Raw genomic sequence first — 20,201 nt, 5'->3', positions numbered from 1 at the left:
TCACGTCCCGGCCTGGCAGACGCGGCCCGCCGATGAATCCACGCACCGACGGCTGCCCGGGCAGTCGAGGTCCGTTGCGCAGGGCGCCGTGCAGGCCCCGCTGACACAGCGCCCTTCGAGCAGCCCCAACTCGTGGCAGCTCGCGTCGTCGGTGCAGGGCGCGTCCATCCGCCGCAGGGCATGGCAGCCCGCGAAGTTCGCTGCATCCGGCAGGCACCGCCCGGACTGGCAGGTGAAGCCCGGCGCGCACTGTGCCGCCCCATCCTCGTCCGGCGGTGTCTGGTCGGAGGGGGGGGCGTCATCGCCGCCGCCACACAGGGTGGCGCACGCGGCGCTTCCTTCGGGCAGCACCTCGCACTGCGCCCCAGCGGCGCATTGCCAGTCGCCCGTGCAGGGCGCGCACAGGGGACCGGGGCCCTCGCAGCGGTTGCCCTTGCAGGTCAATCCCTCGCCGCAGTGCGCGTTGCCGATGCACTCCAGGCACTTCTTGTTCGGCGCGCACACGAGGCCTTCCTCGCAGCCAATCTCTTGGCAGCCCTGTTCGAGGAGCGACTCGTCCACCACCAGCTCGACCTTGAGCTCCTTCTTCTCGCCCGGGCCCGCGCAGCCCTGGACCTGGGTGGCGGGAAATCCCAGGGCCGTCACCGTCACCGTGTAGCAGCCATCCGGAAGGGGCCCCACGCGCAGCCGCCCCTTCGCGTCCAGCAGCAGCCGCTGGAAGGGCGTGCCCTCCACGGACGCCTCCGCCGCGGACAGCCGGAAGCCGTTGGTCGTCTTTACGTGCACGTCGAGGAAGCCCGCGGGCGTGGGCGCCACCGGTTGCACCTGGACGGACTGGCCTCCCAATACCCGCACCTGGACGCGCGCGGCCTTTTCGGTCGTGGCGATGATGAAGAGCTCCGCCATCCCCGTGGGGACGTTTTCCAGGGTGAAGCGCCCGTCCGCGTCGACATGGCTGCTTACGCCAGGCTGGCCCACCAGCGACACCATGGCCACCGAGGGGTCGCTCTCCGTGAGCTGCCCATGCACGGTGCCCACCCGGAAGGGGGCGTTCTCCAGGTTGCCGCAGCCCGCGGCGCAGCAGGCCACGAGCGTGGCCACCGCGATGTGAATCGTCGAACGCATCAGAAACGATATCCCGCGCCGGCCCAGCCACCCGTGAAACCCACGGCCTGCCCCTGCCCATCCACAACGACATACGTCAACATGAACTGGGCCTGTGTCATCAGCTCCAGCCGCTCACCCACCCGCCACACGACGCCGCCCACCACGCCGGGGCTGACGGTAAAGAACCGCTGCCCGTTGGCGGCGGCCTCTACGTCAAAGGACCGCCTGAGGTGCAGGCCGGCCACACGCGGCCCCGCGAACACCGTCAGCCGCTCCCAGCGCCACAGGTAGGGAAGGGCCACGCCCGCGGAGACGGTGGTGTAGCGGAAGGGCACCTCGCTGCCCGGCGCCAGCTTCAGGGCCCGGTCGCCGGTGCTGAAGGCCACGTCGAAGAGCAGCCCGAAATCCTGAAGCGGCTGGTCCTCCAGCCGCAATGACAGGGCGACTTCGGGGGACATGGGCAGCAGCTCCGTGCGGCTGCGGGCATCCGCGAAGCTGAACATGCCGCCCAGCAGCGACAGCGAGCGTCGCGGGAAGGCCTCCGCCATCAGGCGCTCCAGGGGGAGGCGGTCCCCCTGGCCCACCTCCACGTCACGGCGCATGAGGACGGCGTCGCCCTTGGTCAGCTCCACCGTCCGCTTGCCGGGCGCCACCGCCGCGCCGCCGGGGAGCTCCGTGCGCTCCTCGCCGTCCACCTTGAGCGTGAAGCCGTCCAGGCGTGGGTTGTAGGAGAACAGCTCGGGGCGGCCCGTCCGGGTGATGCTGCCGGAGAGCACCACGGGGTCCGCGCCCACTTCCATGATTTCCGCCGACGGCCGCTGCCGCCCCTCGGTGAAGGCGAAGGTGCGGCGGCGTGCGTGGTCGTGGGCCTCGGTGGCCGTGACGGCGCCATCACCATTGCGGTCCGCCGCGCCGCTCAAGCCGTCGATGAGGAAGTGGGTGTAGATGTCGTTGCGCAGGCTCTCGTCCTCGCGCGCCGTCTCGCCCCAGTCGCAGGCGGCGAAGACCATGGACGCGCGCGACGACTCCTCCAGCGGCCGGGCGTAGAAGCCGGACTTGATGCCCTCCAGCTCCGCCTTCAATTCCCTGGGCAGCAACGACTTGCCACTGCCGCTGTGGCAGGTGGCCAGCACCAGCATGCGACGCCGGCTGGCCAGCCCGTCGAACTCCTCCTTCAGCGTGTCCATGCTCAGCGCCGTCTGGGGAATGTCCCGGTAGGCCGCGTCGCGGGTGACCAGGTAGCGCCGCAGCTCGCCCTTCGCGTCGCGCGCCAGCGTGCCGTGCGCGGAGAAGTAGACGACCACCACGTCGTCGGGCCGGCTCGCCTCCTTCTTGAGCTGCCGGAGCGCCGCGAGGATGGCCTCGCGCGTCGTCTCCTCGCGGCGGGTGAGCATGCGCACCTGGTCGAACCCGCCGCGCGCGGGGTCCTTCAGCGCGGCGCCCAGATCATGGGCGTCCTTGACGGTGTAGCGCAGCCCCTTCCAGCGCGGGTCGTCGAACGAGGCGATGCCCACCAGCAGGGCCATCCGGCGCGGCTTGTAGGCGCTGGACAGCGACGCTTCATCGAGCGTCAGCGGGACCAGTCCGCCCTTCTCCCCAGAAGAGGAGGGCGTCGCGCACGCGGCCAGGCAGGCCAGCAGGATGGGAAGGAGTCGCCTCACGTGGAACCGTTCAAGGACGATTCTGGCTGCTTCGCACGCTCACGTCGAACCGGATGATGGCCAGTGGGTCCTCACCCTGGGGGCCTGCCCCGTTTCGTCCCTCCAACATTTCACTGACCGTCTCGGCCTCTGGCGGCGCGCCGGTGGAGCCCACCAGCCACAGCGTCACCGGGCCCTCCTCTCCCGCGAGGCTCACGCCCGCGAGCCCCTGCGGCCCCTGCAGGTCGTGGGTGCCCGCGACCAGGGGGAAGTGGCCCAGCAGCTCCGGCGCCGCGCCCTGCCGTTGCTCGAAGAGCAGGGCGGTGCCCGCCTCGGTGGCGTGGTAGCGCAGGAGCAACACATCCGAATCCTCCACCGAGCTGCCCGGGTCCAGACGCCGCAGGACCCCCGCGCTGTCGCGTGCCACCACCGACAGCTCCAGGGCGATGCGTGGCAGGCGTCCCTTCTCACCCGTCCATTCCGCCGCGGGGCTTTCCTGGCCGGCCGGGGCCCCCGTCCGCATGCGGGGCAGCAACACCACCGCCAGCAGGCACGCGGCGAGTCCTCCGGCGACCAGGCCCCAGTGCCCGGCCGCGGGCCGATGGGCTCGCAGCGCGCGCCGCACGCGCGCCAGACCCACGTCATCCAGGGGCGGGGCGGACGCGCCCGTCGGAGCGAGCCCCAGCAGCAGCGAGTCCACCTGGCCGTCGAGCAGGCCCGGGCCCGGGCGCGTGGCGAGGAACGCCTCGCACGTCTCACACGGGTTCGCCAGGTGCGTGGCGAAGTACGCCACGGCCTCGGGCTCTCGGCGGGAAAGGGCGTCCAGTGCGCCGTCGTCCAGGTGTTTCATGAACCCTCACTCCCACCGGCCGGCGAGGACTCGCCGCAGCAGCTCGCGCTTGATTCGAGACCGGAACCGCTCCAGCCGCATCGTCACCGCGCTCTTTCCCACGCCCAGCTTCTCCGCAATCTCCCGCGCGGACAGCTCCCCCTCCACGTAGAAGAGGTGCACCGTCCGTTTCTCCTCGCCCTCGGGCAGCTCCGCGATGAGTCGCCGCACCACCTCGATGTCACGCTCCAGTTGCAGCGCCTCGGGAATGTGGGGGACCGGCTCCGGTTCGGGGTCCGCCACATCCTCCTCCAGCCGCCGGGTACTGGACTTCCGCTCCAGCCGCGTTCGGGCCCGGTTGCGGGCAATGGACAGCAGCCATGACTCGAAGGCCCCCGGCTCCTTCAGCCGCGGGAGCGCCCGGAACGCCCGGACGAAGGTCTCCTGGATGACGTCCTCCACCTCATCCGGGTCCAACTGGGCAAAGCCGCCCACGAGCCGCGTCACCAGGGGGCGTGTGCGCCGGTAGATCTCGCTATAGGCAGACGCCTCCCCATGCGCTGCACGCCGCACCCACTCCGTCAATCCCTCCGACGCACCCACCTGTCCTCCAGACCCTCGCAAAGGCCCGCCGGCCACAGGGCCGGTGGACGCTACCGTCTCCATGGAAGCAAGCGGGCAACCTTCTTCTCGCTGGCACCCGGGGGGGCGCTGGGGGGAAGAATGTCTCCGCGGCCGTTCATTTCAAGAAGGGACACTGACATGCGCGTCATCAACTTCAACGCCGGCCCGGCCGGATTGCCACTGCCGGCCCTCGAGCGGGCTCGGGACGAACTGACTGACTTCCAGGGCTCCGGCATGTCGGTGATGGAGCACAGCCACCGGGGACGGGAATACGAGGGCGTCCACGACGAAGCCATCTCCCTGTTGACCCGGCTGCTGGGGATTCCCGACACCCACCAGGTCCTGTTCCTCACCGGCGGCGCCTCCCAGCAGTTCGCCCAGGTGCCGATGAACTTCCTGCGGCCCGGCGCCAGCGCGGACTACCTCATGACGGGCGTATGGAGCGAGAAGGCCTTCGACGAGGCGAAGTACTACGGCACGCCGCGCGTCGCGGTGAGCACTGCGCGGCCGGACAAGCGCTACACGCGGGTGCCCCGCCAGGATGAGCTGCACCTCGACTCGAACGCGGCGTATGTCCACCTGACGAGCAACAACACCATCTTCGGCACCCAGTGGCACACCTTCCCGGACGTGGGGAGCGTGCCGTTGGTGGCGGACATGAGCTCGGACTTCCTGTGGAAGGGCTTCGATGTCAGCCGCTTTGGCCTCATCTACGCGGGCGCGCAGAAGAACCTGGGGCCCTCCGGCGTGACGCTGGTGGTGGCCGACAAGGCGTTCCTCGCGCGGGGCCGGACGGACATTCCGAAGATCTTCCGCTACACCACCCACGCGGAGAACAACTCGCTCTACAACACGCCGCCGACCCTGGCCATCTACCTGGTGCGCAACGTCCTGGCCTGGATTCAGTCGGTGGGGGGGCTCGCGCAGTTGGAGCAGTGGAACCGGGAAAAGGCGGCGTTGCTCTACGGGGCCGTGGATCGGCACCCGGAGTTCTACCGCGCGGCGGTGGAGCGCGAGTCCCGTTCAGTGATGAACGCTGTCTTCCAACTGCCCACGGAAGCGTTGGACGCGGCCTTCGTCGCTGACGCGAAGCAGCAAGGAATGGTGGGCCTCAAGGGGCACCGGACGGCCGGAGGAATCCGCGTTTCGATGTACAACGCGGTGAGCGTGGAGAATGTGCGCACGCTGGCCGCCTTCATGGACCACTTCGTGAAGACGCGCGGGTAGGCTGCGTCCAACCGCACGGATTACCCACACCCGGAGGATTCATGAAAGCCACGCTGACCGCCGTCGTGCTGTCCCTGATGTTCGCCGCTCCGGCCTTCGCCAAGGAGGTCGCGGGGGTGAAGTACCCGGAGACCGCGTCCGTTGCCGGCAAGGAGCTGAAGCTCAATGGCGTGGGCCTGCGCAGCAAACTGGTGTTCAAGGTCTACACGGCCGGGCTCTACCTGGAGACGCCGTCCAAGGATGGCGCCGCCATCATCAGCTCGGACCAGATCAAGCGCGTGCGCATGTACATGCTGCGGGACCTGGACAAGAAGACCATCGTCGATGCCATTGGCGACGGCTTCAAGAAGAACGCGGGCTCCAAGCTGCCGGAGTTGCAGCCCAAGCTGGACACCTTCAACGCGGCCATCCCGGACGTGAAGAAGGGTGACGAGCTCATCCTCACGTACATCCCCGGCCAGGGCACGCAGGTGTCCAGCAAGACGGGCAAGGAGATCTCCGTCGAGGGCAAGGACTTCTCCGACGCGCTCTTCTCCGTCTTCGTGGGCAAGAGCCCGGTGGATGGAAGCCTGCGTGACGGGATGCTCGGCAAGGACTGAGAGACTCCGGTGCGCGCCACGTGCGGCGTGGATGCCCCGTGTCTCCGAGTGAGGCACGGGGCGTCGTCGTTTCAGGGGCCGGATGCAATGCGTCCGTGGCTCGCGCGTACATTCGGAGGACGGCCGGCCGCTGCGCGAGGGCGGGAGGTCTGATAGCAACCGGAGGGCACGAAGGAGGTCGTCATGGGAATCTGTACGTGGTTGGTGCTGGGTGGCATCGCGGGCTGGCTGGCCAGCATCATCAAGGGCACCAACGCCCGCATGGGCATGTTCGCCAACATCGCCACCGGCATCGTCGGGGCCATGATTGGCGGTTGGGTTTTCAGTCTGATGGGCGGCAGCGGGGTGACGGGCTTCAACCTCTGGTCCCTGCTGGTTGCGACGGTGGGCTCCGTCATCCTCATCACCATCGTCCAAGCCATCCGGAAATGACGCCCGCCGCCCGCGTGCGCGCTCAGAAGAGACTGAGCTGCGGCGTGGGCGGCGGCGTGCGCTCCGGGCGCCGGAAGGTGTCCGGGGCGTCCTCGGTGATGTAAGAGGCGCGGAGGCCCACCTTGCGCGCCGCCGCGTGGAAGAGGCGGTGGATGGTCTCCGCGTAGAGGCCGTCACCGCGCATACGGTGCTTGAAGCGGCTGTCGTTGAGCTCCCCGCCGCGGGTCTCCCGGATGCGGTGGAGCACCCGCTCCGCGCGCAGGGGCAGCTTCGCGCGCAGCCGCTCCGCGAAGACGTCCTTCACCGGGCCGGGCAGCCGCACCAGGATGTGGTGCGCGCGGGTGGCGCCAGCTTCACGTGCCGCGGCCAGCACGCGGTGGATGTCCTCGTCGTTGAGGCCCGGGATGATGGGCGCCACCGACACCGCCACGTCGATGCCCGCCTCGGTGAGCCGGCGGATGGTCAGCAGCCGGCGCATGGGGGAGGCGGCATAAGGCTCCATGGCCCGGGCCAGCTCCGCGTTGTGGAAGGGGAGGCTGATGCTGACCCACAGGCGCGCGTCCCGGGCCAGCCGTTGGAGGACGTCCAAGTCCCGTTCGACGAGCACGCCCTTGGTGATGATGCCCACCGGGTTGCGGTACTCGGCGCAGACCTCCAGGCATCCTCGCGTCAGCCGTAAGGAGGCCTCCAGCGGCTGGTAGCAGTCGGTGACGCCGCTGAAGACGACGGTCTCACCCTTCCAGGAGGGCTTCTCGAAGGCCTCGCGGAGCAGCTCCGGCGCACGGGGCTTCACCACCAGCTTCGTCTCGAAGTCGGTGCCCGCGCCCATGTCCAGGTACTGGTGCGTGGGGCGCGCGTAGCAGTACGCGCAGGCGTGGAGGCAGCCCCGGTACGGGTTGACGCTCCAACTGAAGCCCACGTCCGGGCTGTCGTTGTGCGACAGCACCTGCCGGCTGTGGTCCTCGAAGACCTCCAGCTTGGACGGCGGGATTTCGTCCAGGTACTCCACCGCGGTGCTCGCCCAGGGGTTGGGCGGATTGTCGATGGGACGCGCCTTCATGCGCCCACCGTGAGCCTGAAAGCACGTTCAGTCAAGGGGCGAGCGAGCCTGAAAAAGGGGAACCCCCTGCAGAGAGTTCCCCGAGTGCTCCATCCGGATGGTGGGCTGCTGAAACAGCGCGCTACCAGGTCCAGACGTAGAGCTTGTGGGTGCCGACGGTGCTGCCCATGTTCTTCACGTAGAGCCGCGCCCCGGGCCACGCGCAGTTGAGGTTCAGGTTGCTGTGCGTCTGGCCGGCGTTGACGGTACCGGAGATGTTGTTGCTCCCGCAGTACGCGTAATACGACGTGGGGGCGGTACCGACGTTCTGGATGGAGAACGGCGTCACGCCGAACAGCCAGGTCGAGAAGTCGCGCGTCTGACCAGCGTCAATCCACGCGGACTCCATGGCCTGCTCCACATCGCTCAGCTCAGGCTGCTGCATGGCCTGCTCCTCCTCCGGCGTGTACTCCCCACCGCAGCCAACCGCAGCCAGAGACAGCAGACCCACAACTCCCAACGTATTGAACTTCTTCATGACTTCCCCCTCATTGCGAGTTGTCCCCGAATTGGAGACGCGCGGTGTGTATGGGGGTTTTCACTTAATGTAAATGGTGTGTTTTTGACACCCGGTGGGTTGAAACGGATTGCATCGTTGGATGACGCATCGCGGTGTCTGTGTCATGGCCGGAGCGGCCCGGCCCTTCTCGTGAGAGGGCCGAGACAGCAGCGTCCAAGGCGCCTCCGGCGGTTGACCGGTCGGCGCACGTGGCCATCGACACCATGCGGTTCAGGGCACGCTCACGAGTGGCCGCAATCCGACGCCTACCCTCACGGGAAGAGCCCGGGTGGGGCCGATGACAATGGGTTTCTCGATGAGCTCGGGGCGGGTGGCCCGTGTGTCCGCGGGGTCCGGCACCCACACCGGGTCTCTGCCATTCGCCCCTCGCTTCCACGCGCGTGGGACGCGGCGGATGCCTACTGGGTAGATCGTCAATCCGGAAGCGTCGATGCGCAATCGCAGGAAGCACTTCCAGTCCGGAATGGCCAGTGAAGAGAACGCCTCATTCGCGTGGCAACCAAACACGTTGAGGGAGCTGATCAGGTACAGCCCCACCAGGAACGGAGCGATCAGGAAGCCAGACGTGAATAGCAGGAGCCAGCTTGCGATGTCTCGGCGCAGGCTTCCGGGAGTTCCCACGCCGAGCTGCTTCACCAGTGTGGCGGCCGCCCGAGTCAGAAGTCCTGCCGTGAGCAGGTGCGTCGACCCATGGAGTCCGCCCGCAAACCATCGCCAGGAGGCGCCCCGGCGCGCGTCCGCGAACGTGATGGCGCTCACGAGGGTGAGGCCCCCGAGGAACAACGTCCCTGTCCCCTTGAGCGCCCGGTGAAGCACACGTGAGAACTTGTCCGATACGCCCGTGCTGTTCATGTCAGATGCGAGCCCCCACCCAAGCTGCAGGTAGAAGGCACCCATGAAGACGCCGAACCATGGGTTGAGGAAGGGAAACGCCAGGTTGTGCCACGTGAGACGTCGTGATTTCTGGCTCGGCGGAAAGCACTGCCGAAGCTCGAAGCCCTCCGTCTCTCGTTTCTCGGCTGGCAGGTGTGTGGGGTAGAGGTAGGCCCCGCCTCCGCCAGCGATGATCTTCTGTCGTCCGTCCTTGCCCGCGTGCCGCATGTAGTGGTGAAGGTCTCCCGAAAGGAAGATGCTCACCTTCTTGCCCAGCACCAGTTGCTCCAGGAACTGGAGGTTGCCTTCCAATGCCTTGCGCCCGGCGATCGCCTTAATCTTGCTGACGGCCCACTCCGGCTCTGCGTTGCACAGGATGACGCGCTCTCCGTCCTTCATGTAGCTGACCACCTCTTTGAAGAACTCCACCTGCGCGTTGTCCAGGTCGGACTCCAACTGCATGTCCGTGCCGAGGAGCCACCAGCCATGCGGCAGCTTGATGGCGAAGTAGCTACGTCGCTGCCGCGTCCGCCACGCCTCCGATGTCCGGCCCTGGCAGAACAGCCGAACGAAGGAGACAAGCCCGTCGTACCAGTCATGGTTGCCTGGCACGGCGAACAGGGAGGGCACGCGCCGTCGGTGGTTCAGCGCCGCTTCATAGGGGCCCACTGTCCGGTCGTAGTACTCCTGTACGCTCGCGGTGGGGTACACCTCGTCACCCCCAAAGACGAGCACTTCGCCTCCCTGCGTGTGGTGAGTCTCCCCCTCCGGATCCTCCAGCGCCAGTGCTGGGTTCATCACAGCTGTCGCCACCGCATAGGTGGCGTTCCAGCCATCACCCAAGTCGGACACGTAGTCCAGCCACAGCACGTCGCGCGGCCGACTCTCGTCGTCCACGGTGCAGTCGAAGTAGGGCTGCTCCAGCGGCTGCTTCGGGTTGGTCAGCGCGTCCAGAAGGCGTCGATCCGCCTGCTTGCCAATGACAGCGGAGAGGAAGGCCTTCACCCCTGTCTTGACCAGGGTGCTCGGGTGGAACCACCGGACCATCGGTTTGCCATGCGGCTTGCGTGTCTCGTGGCATCCCCCGGCGCCGATGGCGGTTCCCCCGCCGGCAGCTCGTATCGTCATATGCGTTCCTCCGTGGTGGGGTGTTTGCGGAGCGCCGCGGTTCGTGGCCAGTGCGCAATCAAGTGGTCTGAGAACCGGTCCGCGAGCGCGGCGATGGTGAGGCTCGGGTTGGGGCCGGTGGGGCCAGGCATCACCGAGCCGTCTGCCACGTACAGGCCCGGGTAGTGGAACGCCTCGCCGTGGGCGTTCACCACCCCGTCTGCTGGCGTCTGTCCTATGGGGCAACCACCCAGCGGATGCACGGTGATGACCCGGCTCAAGTAGCTGAGGGGGTTGTGCACCATCTTCGCCTCCAGCGCGTCGGCGATGTCCTCCATGGATTTCCGAACACGGCCGAAGTACTCGCGCGAACCATGCATGCGCCAGTCGATGTCCAGCTTCCCATCTCGTGTCAGCCGCATGTTCCCGTTGGGGATGTCCCGGCCCATGGCGAGTAGCGGCAGCGACGTGGCCGAGCCCAGGCAATCCCCCAGCGCTTCAGCAATCTCCTCGCTGACATCCGTGTCGCGCGTCAGGCCGATCCAGCCCTTGACGAGGCGCCAGGCCAGGCGCATGCCCCGCCTCAGAAGGGGGACCTGCTGCGAGCCTTCATAGAGCCAGTTGATGAACTCCGGGTAGCCCGCATCCTCGATGTAGTAGCCGCGCCCGGTGCCGCCCTCCTCCTTGCCACGGAAGTGGAGCGCGCTGGTGATGACGGGGCCTCTTCCTCCATCCAACACCCGAGGCAGACGGGTCCCGGAGCTGCTGTCCACACTGCGAAGCAGGAAGCCCAGCAGATCTCCATTGCCGCAGAAGCGTGTGCCGAGCCGGGCGCTCAAGCGTGGGAAGTGCGCCCGGTTCTTTAGCAGCAGGTACGTGGTGCCGAAGGTGCCCGCCCCCAGTACGAGCCGGTCCGCGGTGAGCGTCACTCGCTGGAGTTGGTCCGAGGCCACCTCGCGCCGCTCGCCTTCGCGGGCCTCGGTATGGTCCACGTACTGAACCACGTAGCCCCCTCCATCCGCGGGCCAGAACTCTTTCACCTCCGCGCGGGTGCGCAGGTCAGCCCCCGCGCGATGCGCAGCGGACAGGTACGTGAAGTCGAGTGTGTTCTTGCTGCCGTAGTTGCACCCGATGTCGCACTCGCCGCACAGTCGGCAGGTGGTTCGCATGCGACCGAAGAGGTTCGGCGCCGCCTCGCAGATGGGCTCGCCGAGCGCGGGCGCCGCCCCGGCGTTGGCGAAGGTGATGGCCAGCGGAGGGAGCTGCCAGTCGGCTGCACGGCCCAGGCGTTCGGCGGCCAGCTTCATGGCCAGTGTCTTTGCCGTGGCGTCGTAGGGAGGGTGCGCCAGCGGAAATCGCTGGACGTGCATCATCCGCTCGACGGCGTCGTAGTGTTCTTCGAGGTCTTCACGGGTGACAGGCCAATACTCATAACCGCCGGTCTGCGGATGCTCATGGACGAAGGTCTTCTCGTCCTTGCGCAGCATGACGTTGGCGTAGATGAGCGAGCCCCCGCCGAGCCCGGCGGAGACGACGCCGCCCAGCCCCCGGAAGGACCAGAGGTTGAACAGGCCGTGCAACCCCTTGCTCGGGTCCCAGAAGTTGTTGCGCATGTCGTAGGGACTGCGCGGGAACGTGCCAGGTGGATAGGCCTTTCCTCGTTCCAGAACGCACACGCGCAAGCCGGCCTCTGCCAGTCGGTACGCCATCACCGAGCCGCCAAAGCCAGAGCCCACGATGATTGCGTCGAAGTGCTCGGGACGAAATGCCATTACAAGCTCCTCTCCATGGATGGGGCGGATGGCGCTTCCGCCGCCTGCCGGGCCCAGGGCGCATAGACGTTCCAAAGCGTCCCCAGGAAGAACCTGCCGAAGTGGCTCACGGCGCCGAATCCCGCGGTGCCATGGCGGGACGAGCGCATGCTGCCGAGGAGTTCGACGAGCGCCCGTTTGCCAAGCATCAGCACTCCCGCGCCCACCACAGGGCTTCGGGCATCCGGGCCCTCGTGGAGGTAGCAATAGAGTCGCGTGGTGTCCCGCCAGAGGTCGAACCCAGGCTCATCGCGAAGCGTCTTGGTGCCCTCCAGGAAGTACTCGCGGCCCTTCGCGCTGAAACGCAGGCCGTAGCTCATGAGCTTCGTGTCGGGCTCCTCCCCATTGCGGAAGAGGTTGAAGTGGCCCTGTTGCACGGGGAGTTCCTTGCCCAGGGGTGGGTAGCTGACGCGCGCCTCCAGCCGGGCAGTGTGAGTTGCATCGCGGGTGAATGCGCCCAGGTCATCCACGCTGATGGTGCAATGCATGGTGAAGCGCGCGGCATTGCCCTGGGTCGCCCCCTTCATGGGGTCCGTGGCGCCCATCGCCAGTGGGCCGGACATGCGCTCTCTGAAGGTGAGGTCGGGTGCGGGGTTCGTCATGTGCATCATCTCCGGGGTGAGGGCAGTTCCGGCTCGCCGGCCACCGTGAGGTAGCGTCAGGCGTCGGAGCAGCCCATGTCGAAGGAGGAACGGGTTCGTGGCGCCTCATGTGTGTGGAGGCACTGGCGGCTTCTGAGGGGTCTTCCCCTGGCCCATCCCCATCACGCTCTCCAGCCCCTCCGGGTACGTTTCCGTGGGCAGCACGGCCTGACTGAGGAACCAGGTCTCGAAGTGGTCGTCGAGCACCCCGCTGGATGTGGGCAGGAAGCTCGTGAAGAACGCGCGCCGGGAGACGCCTATAGCCCGGAGTGGTCGAATGCGTGGATGGTCACCCATGACGAGCCGTGCACCCGCGCGCTTCCCCAGCCGGAAGCCAAACTTCCCTCGGAAGTAGATGTAGCTTTTGAAGAGCATGCCGCGGAACGCGCAGTAGTTGACGGCTGTTGCGTACAGCGGCAGCCACGCGCGGCGAGGCCGGTCGATTTCGATGAGGGCCACCCGCTGCCCGTCCTCGTCGTAGCGGCTGCTCACCGTGCCGTCCTGGATGCGGAAGTCCAGGTTTGCCAGGTGTTTGGGCATGCCCCAGATGCCCTTGCCCCCCTTCACGGAGACCTCCGTGTTGACGGGAAGGTCGAACACGTACTGGCCCAGGCCGTGGCGTTTCTGGAACATGAGGGGCAGCAGCGGGCGTGATGGCCGGGGACCACGAGTGCATGCGATGGCAATGCTGAACTCGATGTATGCGCCGATGTCGGTGGTGCGATAGTCGATGACGGTGACGAGCAGTACTCCTCTCCGGCGTGACACTCGCAGTGGGTGCAGTTCGTTGCCGGGTAGCAGCCGGGCGGCCTGCTCGGCATCGACAGTGAAAGCGGCCATCAGTGCCGGCGAGGACTTGGAATTGATAGGCAGCGTGTAGGGGATGCCGTCCACGCGCGAGTAACGGCCGGACTGTGCCTGGATGCGGCTGGGCAGGCGGAACAACATGGCGGCGCTCCTTCACACCGGTTTGTCGAGTTCGGCGAGGATGAGGGGGAAAACATCACGGGAGGCGTCCTGGCCCATGAACATGTCCAGGTGGCCGTAACCGGGGACCAGATGCAGCGTGTGGTAGCCGGGGCGGAATCGCTCCAGGTGCTCGAAGCTGCGGTGCTGACTCTCAGAGAGGAAGCAGCGATTCTGCTCACCGGCAAGGAAGACGAAGCGTGCGTCCGTCTCCGGCTCACGCACTGCCAGATCCTCTGACAACGCCTGGAAGCCCTCCACAGGCACCAGGTGTCCTGCTCGCACGCACTCGGACATCTGGTGGAAGAATGTGAGGGGGACCTTGGCGAACTCCTGCTGGAGCCAGTCGTGCGTCTCGGAATTGAGGTTCTCGTGGCGCCAGAGCACGGGAAACCCGACGCCATAGGTGAAGCTGGACCAGCGGCACACCAAGTTGGTGCACTCATGGTGGAAGGCCCGGACCAGGAGCGTGAGAAGCCTGGCCGTCAGCGTGGGCGCGCGAAAGGCCCACTGTGGATCCAGGTAAGGCGTCAGCCTGGCCACCGGAGGGACGGCGAGCTTCAGCTTCACCGCAGCCGCGTGGGGTACCACCGGGTGAAGAGACACGGCATTGGTGACGATGACGTCTACTTCAGGCAGCAGCCCGGACACCGCGGCCATGGCGAAACTGCACGAGCCTTGGCAGTGGATGATGGCCTTGACGGTGTCGTGCCCGGATTCGCGCGCCACCGTGCGGACGGCAGCCGGGTGGTCCAGGACGGCCGCCTGGTCGAGCGTCCACTCGCTGGGCTCAACGTCGATGCTGGCGCGCCAGTTCTCTAGCCACACGTCGTATCCGTCGGCCACGAGCGCGTCGACGAGCGTCTGCCGTACCGGCGCGCGGAAGATGTTGCTACGGACGCCCGCGCCGTGCACCAGGACGACCGGCCCCTTGTTCGGCGCTGGCTCACCGCGGATGCGGATCAGGTGCAACGCACGCCCGTCACCCGCTAGGAAGGGAATGACCTGCTCCGAGTAACTGGCGGTGCTGTGTGGTTCAGTTGGCATGGCGCCACTCCTCCCTGCTCGAGCAGAACGGCGGCCGACGTGGCGGTCGCCACCTGATTCCTCCTGGCCGCATGACATGGGGCAGGGAGACTCTGCTCAAACGTGGGGCGCGGCTGCACCACGTACAACTGGGGCGGCTCCCAGCACTGTTCGTGACGGCAAGGCGCCGTCCGCCTCAACGCAGCTCCGCCCTTGCGCTCGTTGCGTCATGTCGGCTGGGGAGGGCGGCGGTGGCGAGAGGAGAGCCTTCCTCCTTCACGAGGAGCAGCGCCCACGGGTTCGCATGCCGGAGCGACGACAGAGAGGCGGGTAGGACGCGGGAGCTTCGCGAGGCATGTGTCAGCGTGCTCGACGGGGGATGTCGCTCATGTCAGATACGCATTTGTGTGGCGGCTGGTATCAAGCGGCAAATCGCCACGTCGTGGGCGCGCGCGGGCGATGGGGGCCTCGTTGTCCGGACTCCCTCGGGGAAGTGCATCCACGGCGGCAACCGGGGCCCGACATTGAAACGGACGTTGGGACGCTGGACCGGATTGCGTCAGCCGGAATGCTCCCCGGAAGCAGGTCTCGCGGGACTGGGGTTATGCTGCCGCATCATGATCTGCCAAGCCTGCGCTCGGCTCCGTGACATGGCCTCGGGTGCCATCTGTCAGGAGTGCGGTGCCCCGCTCGTTCCCGCCACCGAGCCGAATCTCGACGCACTCGTCCGGGAGACGCTGCGCCGTCACATCGAAGGCTGGCAGGCCAGCGCGCTCATCGACGTCGTCACCGCGACCCGGCTCGCCGAGTCCCTCGTGCCGGGCACAGACGACCGTCACCCCGAAACGCCGAAGGCAGAGGAGGGTGTGCCGGCTCCCGCCCAGGATTTCTTCGAAGCGGTGGCTGTCCCTCCCGCGGACGCGGCGACCCGCGCGGAAGCCTGGGCCGATGGCGTCGCGACCTCGCTTCGCAACGGGGGCGAATGGCGGCTCTGGGGTTGGGGCGCTGCGCTCGCGCGTTCGTTGGACGAAGCCGCGAAGGCGGAGCGGGAGCAGAGAGCGCGCAAGCGTCGAGGGCTCCGGCCTGACTCGGAGGCGGGAGATGACGACCTGGGCGCGGCGCTGGATTCCGGGCAGACGTTCTTCGACCGGGGGGCCTCAGGCCCGCTCAGCGGAGGGCTCGAGGCCGTCGTGGCACTCGATGCACGGCCGGAGAGTGCGCCCCGGTTCCAGGAGTTCATCTGGTGGTTCCTAGGCGCGATGCTGGTGCTGGGCGGCTCGCTCATGGGCGTGCGCGAGGCCTGGCAGGCGCTCGGCGGCGTTCCGCGCCAGCTCCTCGTCACGGGCGCTCTGTGGGGATACCACGCGGCCTTCATCGGGCTCGGTGTGCTCCTGTCCCGGCGCTCCATGCCGGTGGGGCGCGTGCTCTCGGGTATTGGCGTCGCGTTGCTCCCCGTGGCCTTCATCGCGCTGTCGTCGTTGTTCGCCCTGTCACCTGGGCTGGGGGCCGCCGTGGCGCTTGGCGTCGCAGCGCTGGGCATGGTGCCGCTGAGGTCGGCGGGACGGCTGCTGCATGGCACTTCCGCCGCGGCCCTGGGGTTGGCGCTCCTGCCCTCCCTGCTCGCGGGGCTTCCACTGATGGCGCTCGAGGACGCGCCCTGGCTGCGCACGCTCTGTGCCTCCGTGGGTGTCATGGCCCTGACCGCCACGGTGTGGCGCGCACGGAAGGCGACGGAGGGAAACACGGCGCTCGTCAGCGCGAGCGCCGCGCTCCATGGCGCGCTGTGGCTCGCCGTCTTCTGTGTGGCGAGCGCTCCGTCGGGCTTCGACGCGCTGGAGCCAGGTGGCGCCCTGTTCGCGGGCCTCACGCTGTGGGCCCAGGCATTGGCCACCGTCATCGCCGTGGCCGCGACCACCAACGCCGCGCGTGAGGCCCATCCGCGCGTGAGTCCGGTGCTGGAGATTGTGGCCTACGCGGTGCTCGCCAGTGGCGCGGTCCTGGGCGCGCTGGGCGCGTTCTCCAGCGTGCCCGGAGGGGACTTCCAGGTCGACCTCGCCTCGGCGCTCGCGCCACTCATCGCGGCGGGTGTCTTCTTCCTGCTGGAGCCACGGCGGCGGGCTCTGGTCCACCTCATGGTGATGACGACGCTCCTCGCCGGAGCCTTGTTCGCGCGCACGCAGGCGCCGACGGAGCCGGGCTGGTGGGTATTCGGCGGTACGGTGGCGACCGCGGGCTTGATGCTCCTGGCGCGTTGGAGTGCCTTTCCGGGACTGCGTATCCGCCTGCTCGCCTGGACCCTCCTTGGGGCGCTGGTGGCAATGCCCCTGGTGCGCCAGGTGGGCAGCGCCGCCTCTCCGTGGCCCCAGGTGCTGACGGGGCTGGTCATCGCTGGGGCCGCGCACCTTGCAGCCGGCTGGCGCTGGCGGGGCCTGCACTACCTGGGCGGCGTGGGCCTTCTCTTCGGAGTGCTCGCCTTCGCCGAGGGGAGCCCGGCGTTGGAGGGAAGCTGGGGCCGGCTGGCGGTCTTCGCGCTCGTGAGTGGGCTGTACGGTGTCGCGGGGCTCGTGCAGGGCGCGTGGGCGCAGCCTGGGGCGCGACGGGACGGGCTGCTGCCCCTGGATGACCTCGCCCTCAGCCTGGCCGCGGCGGGAGTCCTCCTGGCCGTGGATTCCTCTCCAAGCGCTCCGGACCTGCTCGTGTCAGCCACGGGGTTGTCAGCCAGTGTGCTCTCCGCGCTTCCCACGGCCGTGGTCACGGCCTGGTTGCTGCTGCGTGTCCGGCGGGATGGCAGCAGGCTCGTCGGGTTCCTCGCGGCCTCGGGGCTCGCGCTCGCGGTCTCCCAGATGATGGGCACCGTCTCCGACTTCGCATCCCCGCGAGCCGCCGTGGTCGCCGCATCATTGGCGCTCGCCTTCGCGGCCTTCTCCGCGCTGCGCGGCCGCACTTCGATGGATGCCGCGGACGCCGCTGCCGGGCGCGAGGGGCGGAGGATGTTCGACCTCTTCAGGCTGCCGCTCGGTGCGCGGGGGTTGTCGCTCTTCACGGATGGTTTCGCCACGGCGGCGCTGGTGCAGACGGTCATCGCCGCGCTCACGCTGGCCGGGTGGCTGGCCAGGCCCACGGATGCCGAGCGCGCCGCGTGTCTGCTCGCGGCCGGTCTGCTCCTCCTGGTCGCGCTGGTGGCCTTCGTGTCGCGCGGATTCGAGGCCTGGCACCTGCGCGGCTCGGTGGTGACGCTCGCGTCGCTGGGCGCGCTCATCGCGCTCACCGCTCTGCTCAACCGCGCGGGCCGGCCGTCGCCCCCGGACGTCGCGGCTCTGCGGACCTCGCTCATCGGCATCGCGCTCTGGGGCGTCGCGCTGGCGGCACGGCGCTTCGGGCCCTGGGTCGCCGGGCTTCTGGAGAAGCCTCGTCACGGCAAGCTCTACCACTGGGTTCCCCATCTCGGCGTGGCGGTCCTGGCATGTGTGCTCCTGAAAGGCGCGCTCCTCGTCGGCCTGCCTCGGCCGACCCGTGCGCTGGCTCTCATTCCGCCCATGATGTTGCTGGGGCCCGCGGTGTTGATGTTGCTGCTCTCCGTGTCCGCGCGCTCGGTGCGGCTCGCGAGCGTGGGGCTCTGGCTCGGGCTGCCCGGTGCGGCGCTCTGGGGCGCGAGGCAGTCGCTGCTCGGGCCCAGGCTCGCGCACGCGTGGTCGCCCGAAGGCAGGTGGGTGCGCATCGGCGCCGAGTCCCTGCACTGGCTTGATAAGGACGCGTGGCTCGCACCAGGAGACACGGAGTTCCTGCTGTGGCAGCGGGCTTTCGTGGGCATCGCCGCCGTGGGGCTCGTCTATGCCGCTGCCTCGCTCCGGGGGCTGCCCGATTCCTTCCAGCGCCTGTTGCGGCGCCATTCGGTCATCAGTGTGGGCATGGTCTTCGTCGCGGCCCTCTTCCAGCCTGGGCTCACGGCGGCAGGCCTGGTCTGCATCGCTGGTCTGGTGCTGTTCCTCGGAGGGGCCAGGGCGCAGGGGCGCGGTGTGCTTGGCGCGAGCATCCTTCTGCTGGTCCACGCGTTGGCGCACCGTGAGGAGGCCTTCGGGGTGTGGCCCGGCCCGGCGCTCGCGCTGGTGGGGCTGGCGGTGGTGACGCTGGGGCCGTGGATCGTCCGGCGCAGGGGCTTGTCCGAGAGCGCCGCTCGCATGCGCATCCACCAGGCCAGCGCCATCTATCTGTTGGCAGCGCTCGTGTACGCGTTGGCGACGAATGGAACGCCGTCGTCGACGCTCGCCGCGCTCAACCTCCTGGGGGAGATGCTGTTGAGCATGGGCGGGAGCTGGATGGTCTCTCCCGCGTTGCCTGTGACACTGGCGCTCGTCGCCGCCTCGATGCTCGTGGCGGCTTTCCAGTGGAAGGGCACGCTCGCCTCGCTCGTCGCGACGCTGGGGGCCTGGGTGGCGGGCGGCACTTTTGTCGCCTCACTCATGGGCTTCCTTTCGATTCGCGCGAGTCTGGGCGGCCCGTGGCTGGGTTATGGCGCGCTCTTCATCCTCCATGGCGCGGCCCTGTCCCTGGCCGCCTCCGTGGGCGTGCTGGCCCTCCATGTCGCCCAGGCGTGGGTGCGGAGGCGCCGGCCGGACGTCGCGGGCGGCCTGTCGTGGGGACGTGACACAGGGTTCGTGGTGAGTGGGTTGATGCTCGTGGCCCTGGCGGTGGGGGGCTCCGCCGTCGACGGCGCTCTTCCGCTGGCCATCGCCTCCATTGGCATCCTGGTGCTGGTGGCGCTGCACTGCGCTTGGAGCCAGCACACCGGCCGGCACGTCTACTTCGTGCAGACCGCGGTGGTTGGCGTCTACGCCCTGGTGCGCAATCTGTATGCGCCGGGCCTGCGCGCCGAGCACGACGCATTCTTCGCGCTGGCCCTGGGCTTCATCCTGGTGGGCGTGACGGTGCTGGCCCGGCGGGCGGGCGTACAGCCCGTGGAGGCGGCCACCCGGCGCTTCGCGGCACTGCTGCCCGTGGGCATGGCGCTGGTGCTGCCAGGCGAGGCGACGCAGGAGGCGGCGCTGCTCGCGGGGGGCTCCGGACTCCTGTACGCGACGCTGGGCGCGGTGGAGCGCAGCCGGCTGTTCGGTGCGTTCGCCGCGGCCGCGTGCAACTTCGCGCTGCTCATCTCCGCGCTGGCCTTTGGCCTGGAGGGTTTGGAGATCTACCTGGCGCCCATGGGGTTGCTGTTGTTGATGCTGGGCCAGCTCTTCGCGGAGAGCCTGCCGCACGCCGCGCGCAACACGGTGCGAATCCTCGGGGGCTTGTTGCTGTATGTGCCCGCGGCGGCGCGAATCGCGGTCCAGGTGGGCCAGTCTCCCGACGGCACGTATGCGCTCGTCTTCGGCGGGGTGTGTCTGCTCGGCGTGGTGGCGGGCATGGTGTTCCAGATTCGCGCTTACCTGGCGTTGGGGACCCTGTTCCTCACGCTGGACGTCGCGGCCACACTGCTCGACGCAGGACTGAGGGACCACCGCATCGGCTTCCTGGTGATGACGCTCACCGGGCTCACACTCATTGGCGGGCGCGTCCTGACGACGTTGAAGCGTCAGGAGTGGGAAATGCTCGTGCGTCGGGTCCGCGTCCAGCTTCGCGGTTGGGATTGAGCGCGCGGGTGGCGACCTGCCTCTGTCGCGGGGCAGGCGAAGTCCCCCGTCGACGTCTTCAACTGCAGATGCG

Annotated in this window: 15 protein-coding genes; 4 read left to right on the top strand and 11 right to left on the bottom strand. The window is 68.4% G+C overall.

All coding sequences use genetic code 11. From position 1 onward, the window contains the following. Genes HNV26_RS10340 through HNV26_RS10325 form a run of 4 tightly spaced genes read right to left on the bottom strand, consistent with a single transcriptional unit; the run spans nt 1 to nt 4,179 of the window. On the bottom strand, nt 1–1,125 hold the full coding sequence (locus tag HNV26_RS10340; RefSeq protein ID WP_171441808.1) for a carboxypeptidase-like regulatory domain-containing protein: 1,125 nt from the start codon (nt 1,123–1,125) through the stop codon (nt 1–3). Beyond that, nucleotides 1,125–2,768: a caspase family protein gene (locus tag HNV26_RS10335; RefSeq protein ID WP_171441809.1), complete on the bottom strand. Its 1,644-nt coding sequence runs from the start codon at nt 2,766–2,768 to the stop codon at nt 1,125–1,127. Before HNV26_RS10335 ends, HNV26_RS10340 begins: the two co-directional genes overlap by 1 nt. Nucleotides 2,769–2,778: 10 nt before the next feature. Then, the gene (locus HNV26_RS10330) at nt 2,779–3,597 is read right to left on the bottom strand and encodes a hypothetical protein (RefSeq protein ID WP_171441810.1); all 819 of its coding nucleotides are present in this window, start codon (nt 3,595–3,597) and stop codon (nt 2,779–2,781) included. A 6-nt stretch (nt 3,598–3,603) separates the two neighbouring features. Beyond that, nucleotides 3,604–4,179 (bottom strand): RNA polymerase sigma factor, encoded by a 576-nt coding sequence (locus tag HNV26_RS10325; protein ID WP_171441811.1) that lies wholly within the window; start codon nt 4,177–4,179, stop codon nt 3,604–3,606. A 159-nt stretch (nt 4,180–4,338) separates the two neighbouring features. Between HNV26_RS10325 and serC the strand changes: the two genes are divergently transcribed. From serC to HNV26_RS10310, 3 genes are all read left to right on the top strand, one after another. Further along, nucleotides 4,339–5,427, top strand: a complete 1,089-nt coding sequence (gene serC / locus HNV26_RS10320; protein ID WP_171441812.1) for a 3-phosphoserine/phosphohydroxythreonine transaminase — start codon at nt 4,339–4,341, stop codon at nt 5,425–5,427. 41 nt (nt 5,428–5,468) lie between these two features. Beyond that, nucleotides 5,469–6,026: a chalcone isomerase family protein gene (locus HNV26_RS10315; protein WP_011554925.1), complete on the top strand. Its 558-nt coding sequence runs from the start codon at nt 5,469–5,471 to the stop codon at nt 6,024–6,026. 183 nt (nt 6,027–6,209) lie between these two features. Further along, entirely contained in the window at nt 6,210–6,458 is a 249-nt protein-coding gene (locus HNV26_RS10310; protein ID WP_171441813.1) for a GlsB/YeaQ/YmgE family stress response membrane protein, read from the top strand. 22 nt (nt 6,459–6,480) lie between these two features. On the opposite strand, the gene HNV26_RS10305 is transcribed toward HNV26_RS10310, so the two are convergent. The 7 genes from HNV26_RS10305 to HNV26_RS10275 form a co-directional block, all read right to left on the bottom strand. Beyond that, entirely contained in the window at nt 6,481–7,518 is a 1,038-nt protein-coding gene (locus HNV26_RS10305) for a PA0069 family radical SAM protein (RefSeq protein ID WP_171441814.1), read from the bottom strand. Between the two features lie 121 nt (nt 7,519–7,639). Further along, a complete protein-coding gene (locus tag HNV26_RS10300) occupies nt 7,640–8,035 on the bottom strand; it encodes a hypothetical protein (RefSeq protein WP_171441815.1) in 396 nt (131 codons plus the stop codon). 252 nt (nt 8,036–8,287) lie between these two features. Continuing rightward, entirely contained in the window at nt 8,288–10,078 is a 1,791-nt protein-coding gene (locus HNV26_RS10295; RefSeq protein WP_171441816.1) for a metallophosphoesterase, read from the bottom strand. Further along, on the bottom strand, nt 10,075–11,829 hold the full coding sequence (locus tag HNV26_RS10290; protein ID WP_171441817.1) for a GMC oxidoreductase: 1,755 nt from the start codon (nt 11,827–11,829) through the stop codon (nt 10,075–10,077). Before HNV26_RS10290 ends, HNV26_RS10295 begins: the two co-directional genes overlap by 4 nt. Beyond that, on the bottom strand, nt 11,829–12,470 hold the full coding sequence (locus tag HNV26_RS10285) for a hypothetical protein (protein ID WP_171441818.1): 642 nt from the start codon (nt 12,468–12,470) through the stop codon (nt 11,829–11,831). Before HNV26_RS10285 ends, HNV26_RS10290 begins: the two co-directional genes overlap by 1 nt. A gap of 105 nt (nt 12,471–12,575) precedes the next feature. Next, on the bottom strand, nt 12,576–13,457 hold the full coding sequence (locus tag HNV26_RS10280; protein WP_171441819.1) for an acetoacetate decarboxylase family protein: 882 nt from the start codon (nt 13,455–13,457) through the stop codon (nt 12,576–12,578). 12 nt (nt 13,458–13,469) lie between these two features. Then, entirely contained in the window at nt 13,470–14,522 is a 1,053-nt protein-coding gene (locus tag HNV26_RS10275; RefSeq protein WP_171441820.1) for a lipase family protein, read from the bottom strand. Nucleotides 14,523–15,118: 596 nt separating this feature from the next. Here HNV26_RS10275 and HNV26_RS10270 point away from each other — a divergent pair. Beyond that, entirely contained in the window at nt 15,119–20,128 is a 5,010-nt protein-coding gene (locus HNV26_RS10270) for a hypothetical protein (protein WP_171441821.1), read from the top strand. The last annotated feature ends 73 nt before the right edge of the window (nt 20,129–20,201 follow it).

This window comes from Myxococcus xanthus (assembly GCF_013116825.1).
Lineage (GTDB): Bacteria > Myxococcota > Myxococcia > Myxococcales > Myxococcaceae > Myxococcus > Myxococcus xanthus_B.
The sequence above is the reverse complement of the archived record's forward strand: the minus strand, read 5'-3'. Positions and strand labels throughout refer to the sequence as shown.

What these genes read in the sequence shown, in the direction of transcription:
- HNV26_RS10270 (WP_171441821.1), top strand. Translation starts at nt 15,119, where the DNA reads ATGATCTGCCAAGCCTGCGCTCGGCTCCGTGACATGGCCTCGGGTGCC.
- HNV26_RS10315 (WP_011554925.1), top strand. Translation starts at nt 5,469, where the DNA reads ATGAAAGCCACGCTGACCGCCGTCGTGCTGTCCCTGATGTTCGCCGCT.
- HNV26_RS10275 (WP_171441820.1), bottom strand. Translation starts at nt 14,522, where the DNA reads ATGCCAACTGAACCACACAGCACCGCCAGTTACTCGGAGCAGGTCATT.
- HNV26_RS10300 (WP_171441815.1), bottom strand. Translation starts at nt 8,035, where the DNA reads ATGAAGAAGTTCAATACGTTGGGAGTTGTGGGTCTGCTGTCTCTGGCT.
- HNV26_RS10330 (WP_171441810.1), bottom strand. Translation starts at nt 3,597, where the DNA reads ATGAAACACCTGGACGACGGCGCACTGGACGCCCTTTCCCGCCGAGAG.
- HNV26_RS10310 (WP_171441813.1), top strand. Translation starts at nt 6,210, where the DNA reads ATGGGAATCTGTACGTGGTTGGTGCTGGGTGGCATCGCGGGCTGGCTG.
- HNV26_RS10305 (WP_171441814.1), bottom strand. Translation starts at nt 7,518, where the DNA reads ATGAAGGCGCGTCCCATCGACAATCCGCCCAACCCCTGGGCGAGCACC.
- HNV26_RS10295 (WP_171441816.1), bottom strand. Translation starts at nt 10,078, where the DNA reads ATGACGATACGAGCTGCCGGCGGGGGAACCGCCATCGGCGCCGGGGGA.
- HNV26_RS10285 (WP_171441818.1), bottom strand. Translation starts at nt 12,470, where the DNA reads ATGACGAACCCCGCACCCGACCTCACCTTCAGAGAGCGCATGTCCGGC.
- HNV26_RS10340 (WP_171441808.1), bottom strand. Translation starts at nt 1,125, where the DNA reads ATGCGTTCGACGATTCACATCGCGGTGGCCACGCTCGTGGCCTGCTGC.
- HNV26_RS10280 (WP_171441819.1), bottom strand. Translation starts at nt 13,457, where the DNA reads ATGTTGTTCCGCCTGCCCAGCCGCATCCAGGCACAGTCCGGCCGTTAC.
- serC (WP_171441812.1), top strand. Translation starts at nt 4,339, where the DNA reads ATGCGCGTCATCAACTTCAACGCCGGCCCGGCCGGATTGCCACTGCCG.
- HNV26_RS10290 (WP_171441817.1), bottom strand. Translation starts at nt 11,829, where the DNA reads ATGGCATTTCGTCCCGAGCACTTCGACGCAATCATCGTGGGCTCTGGC.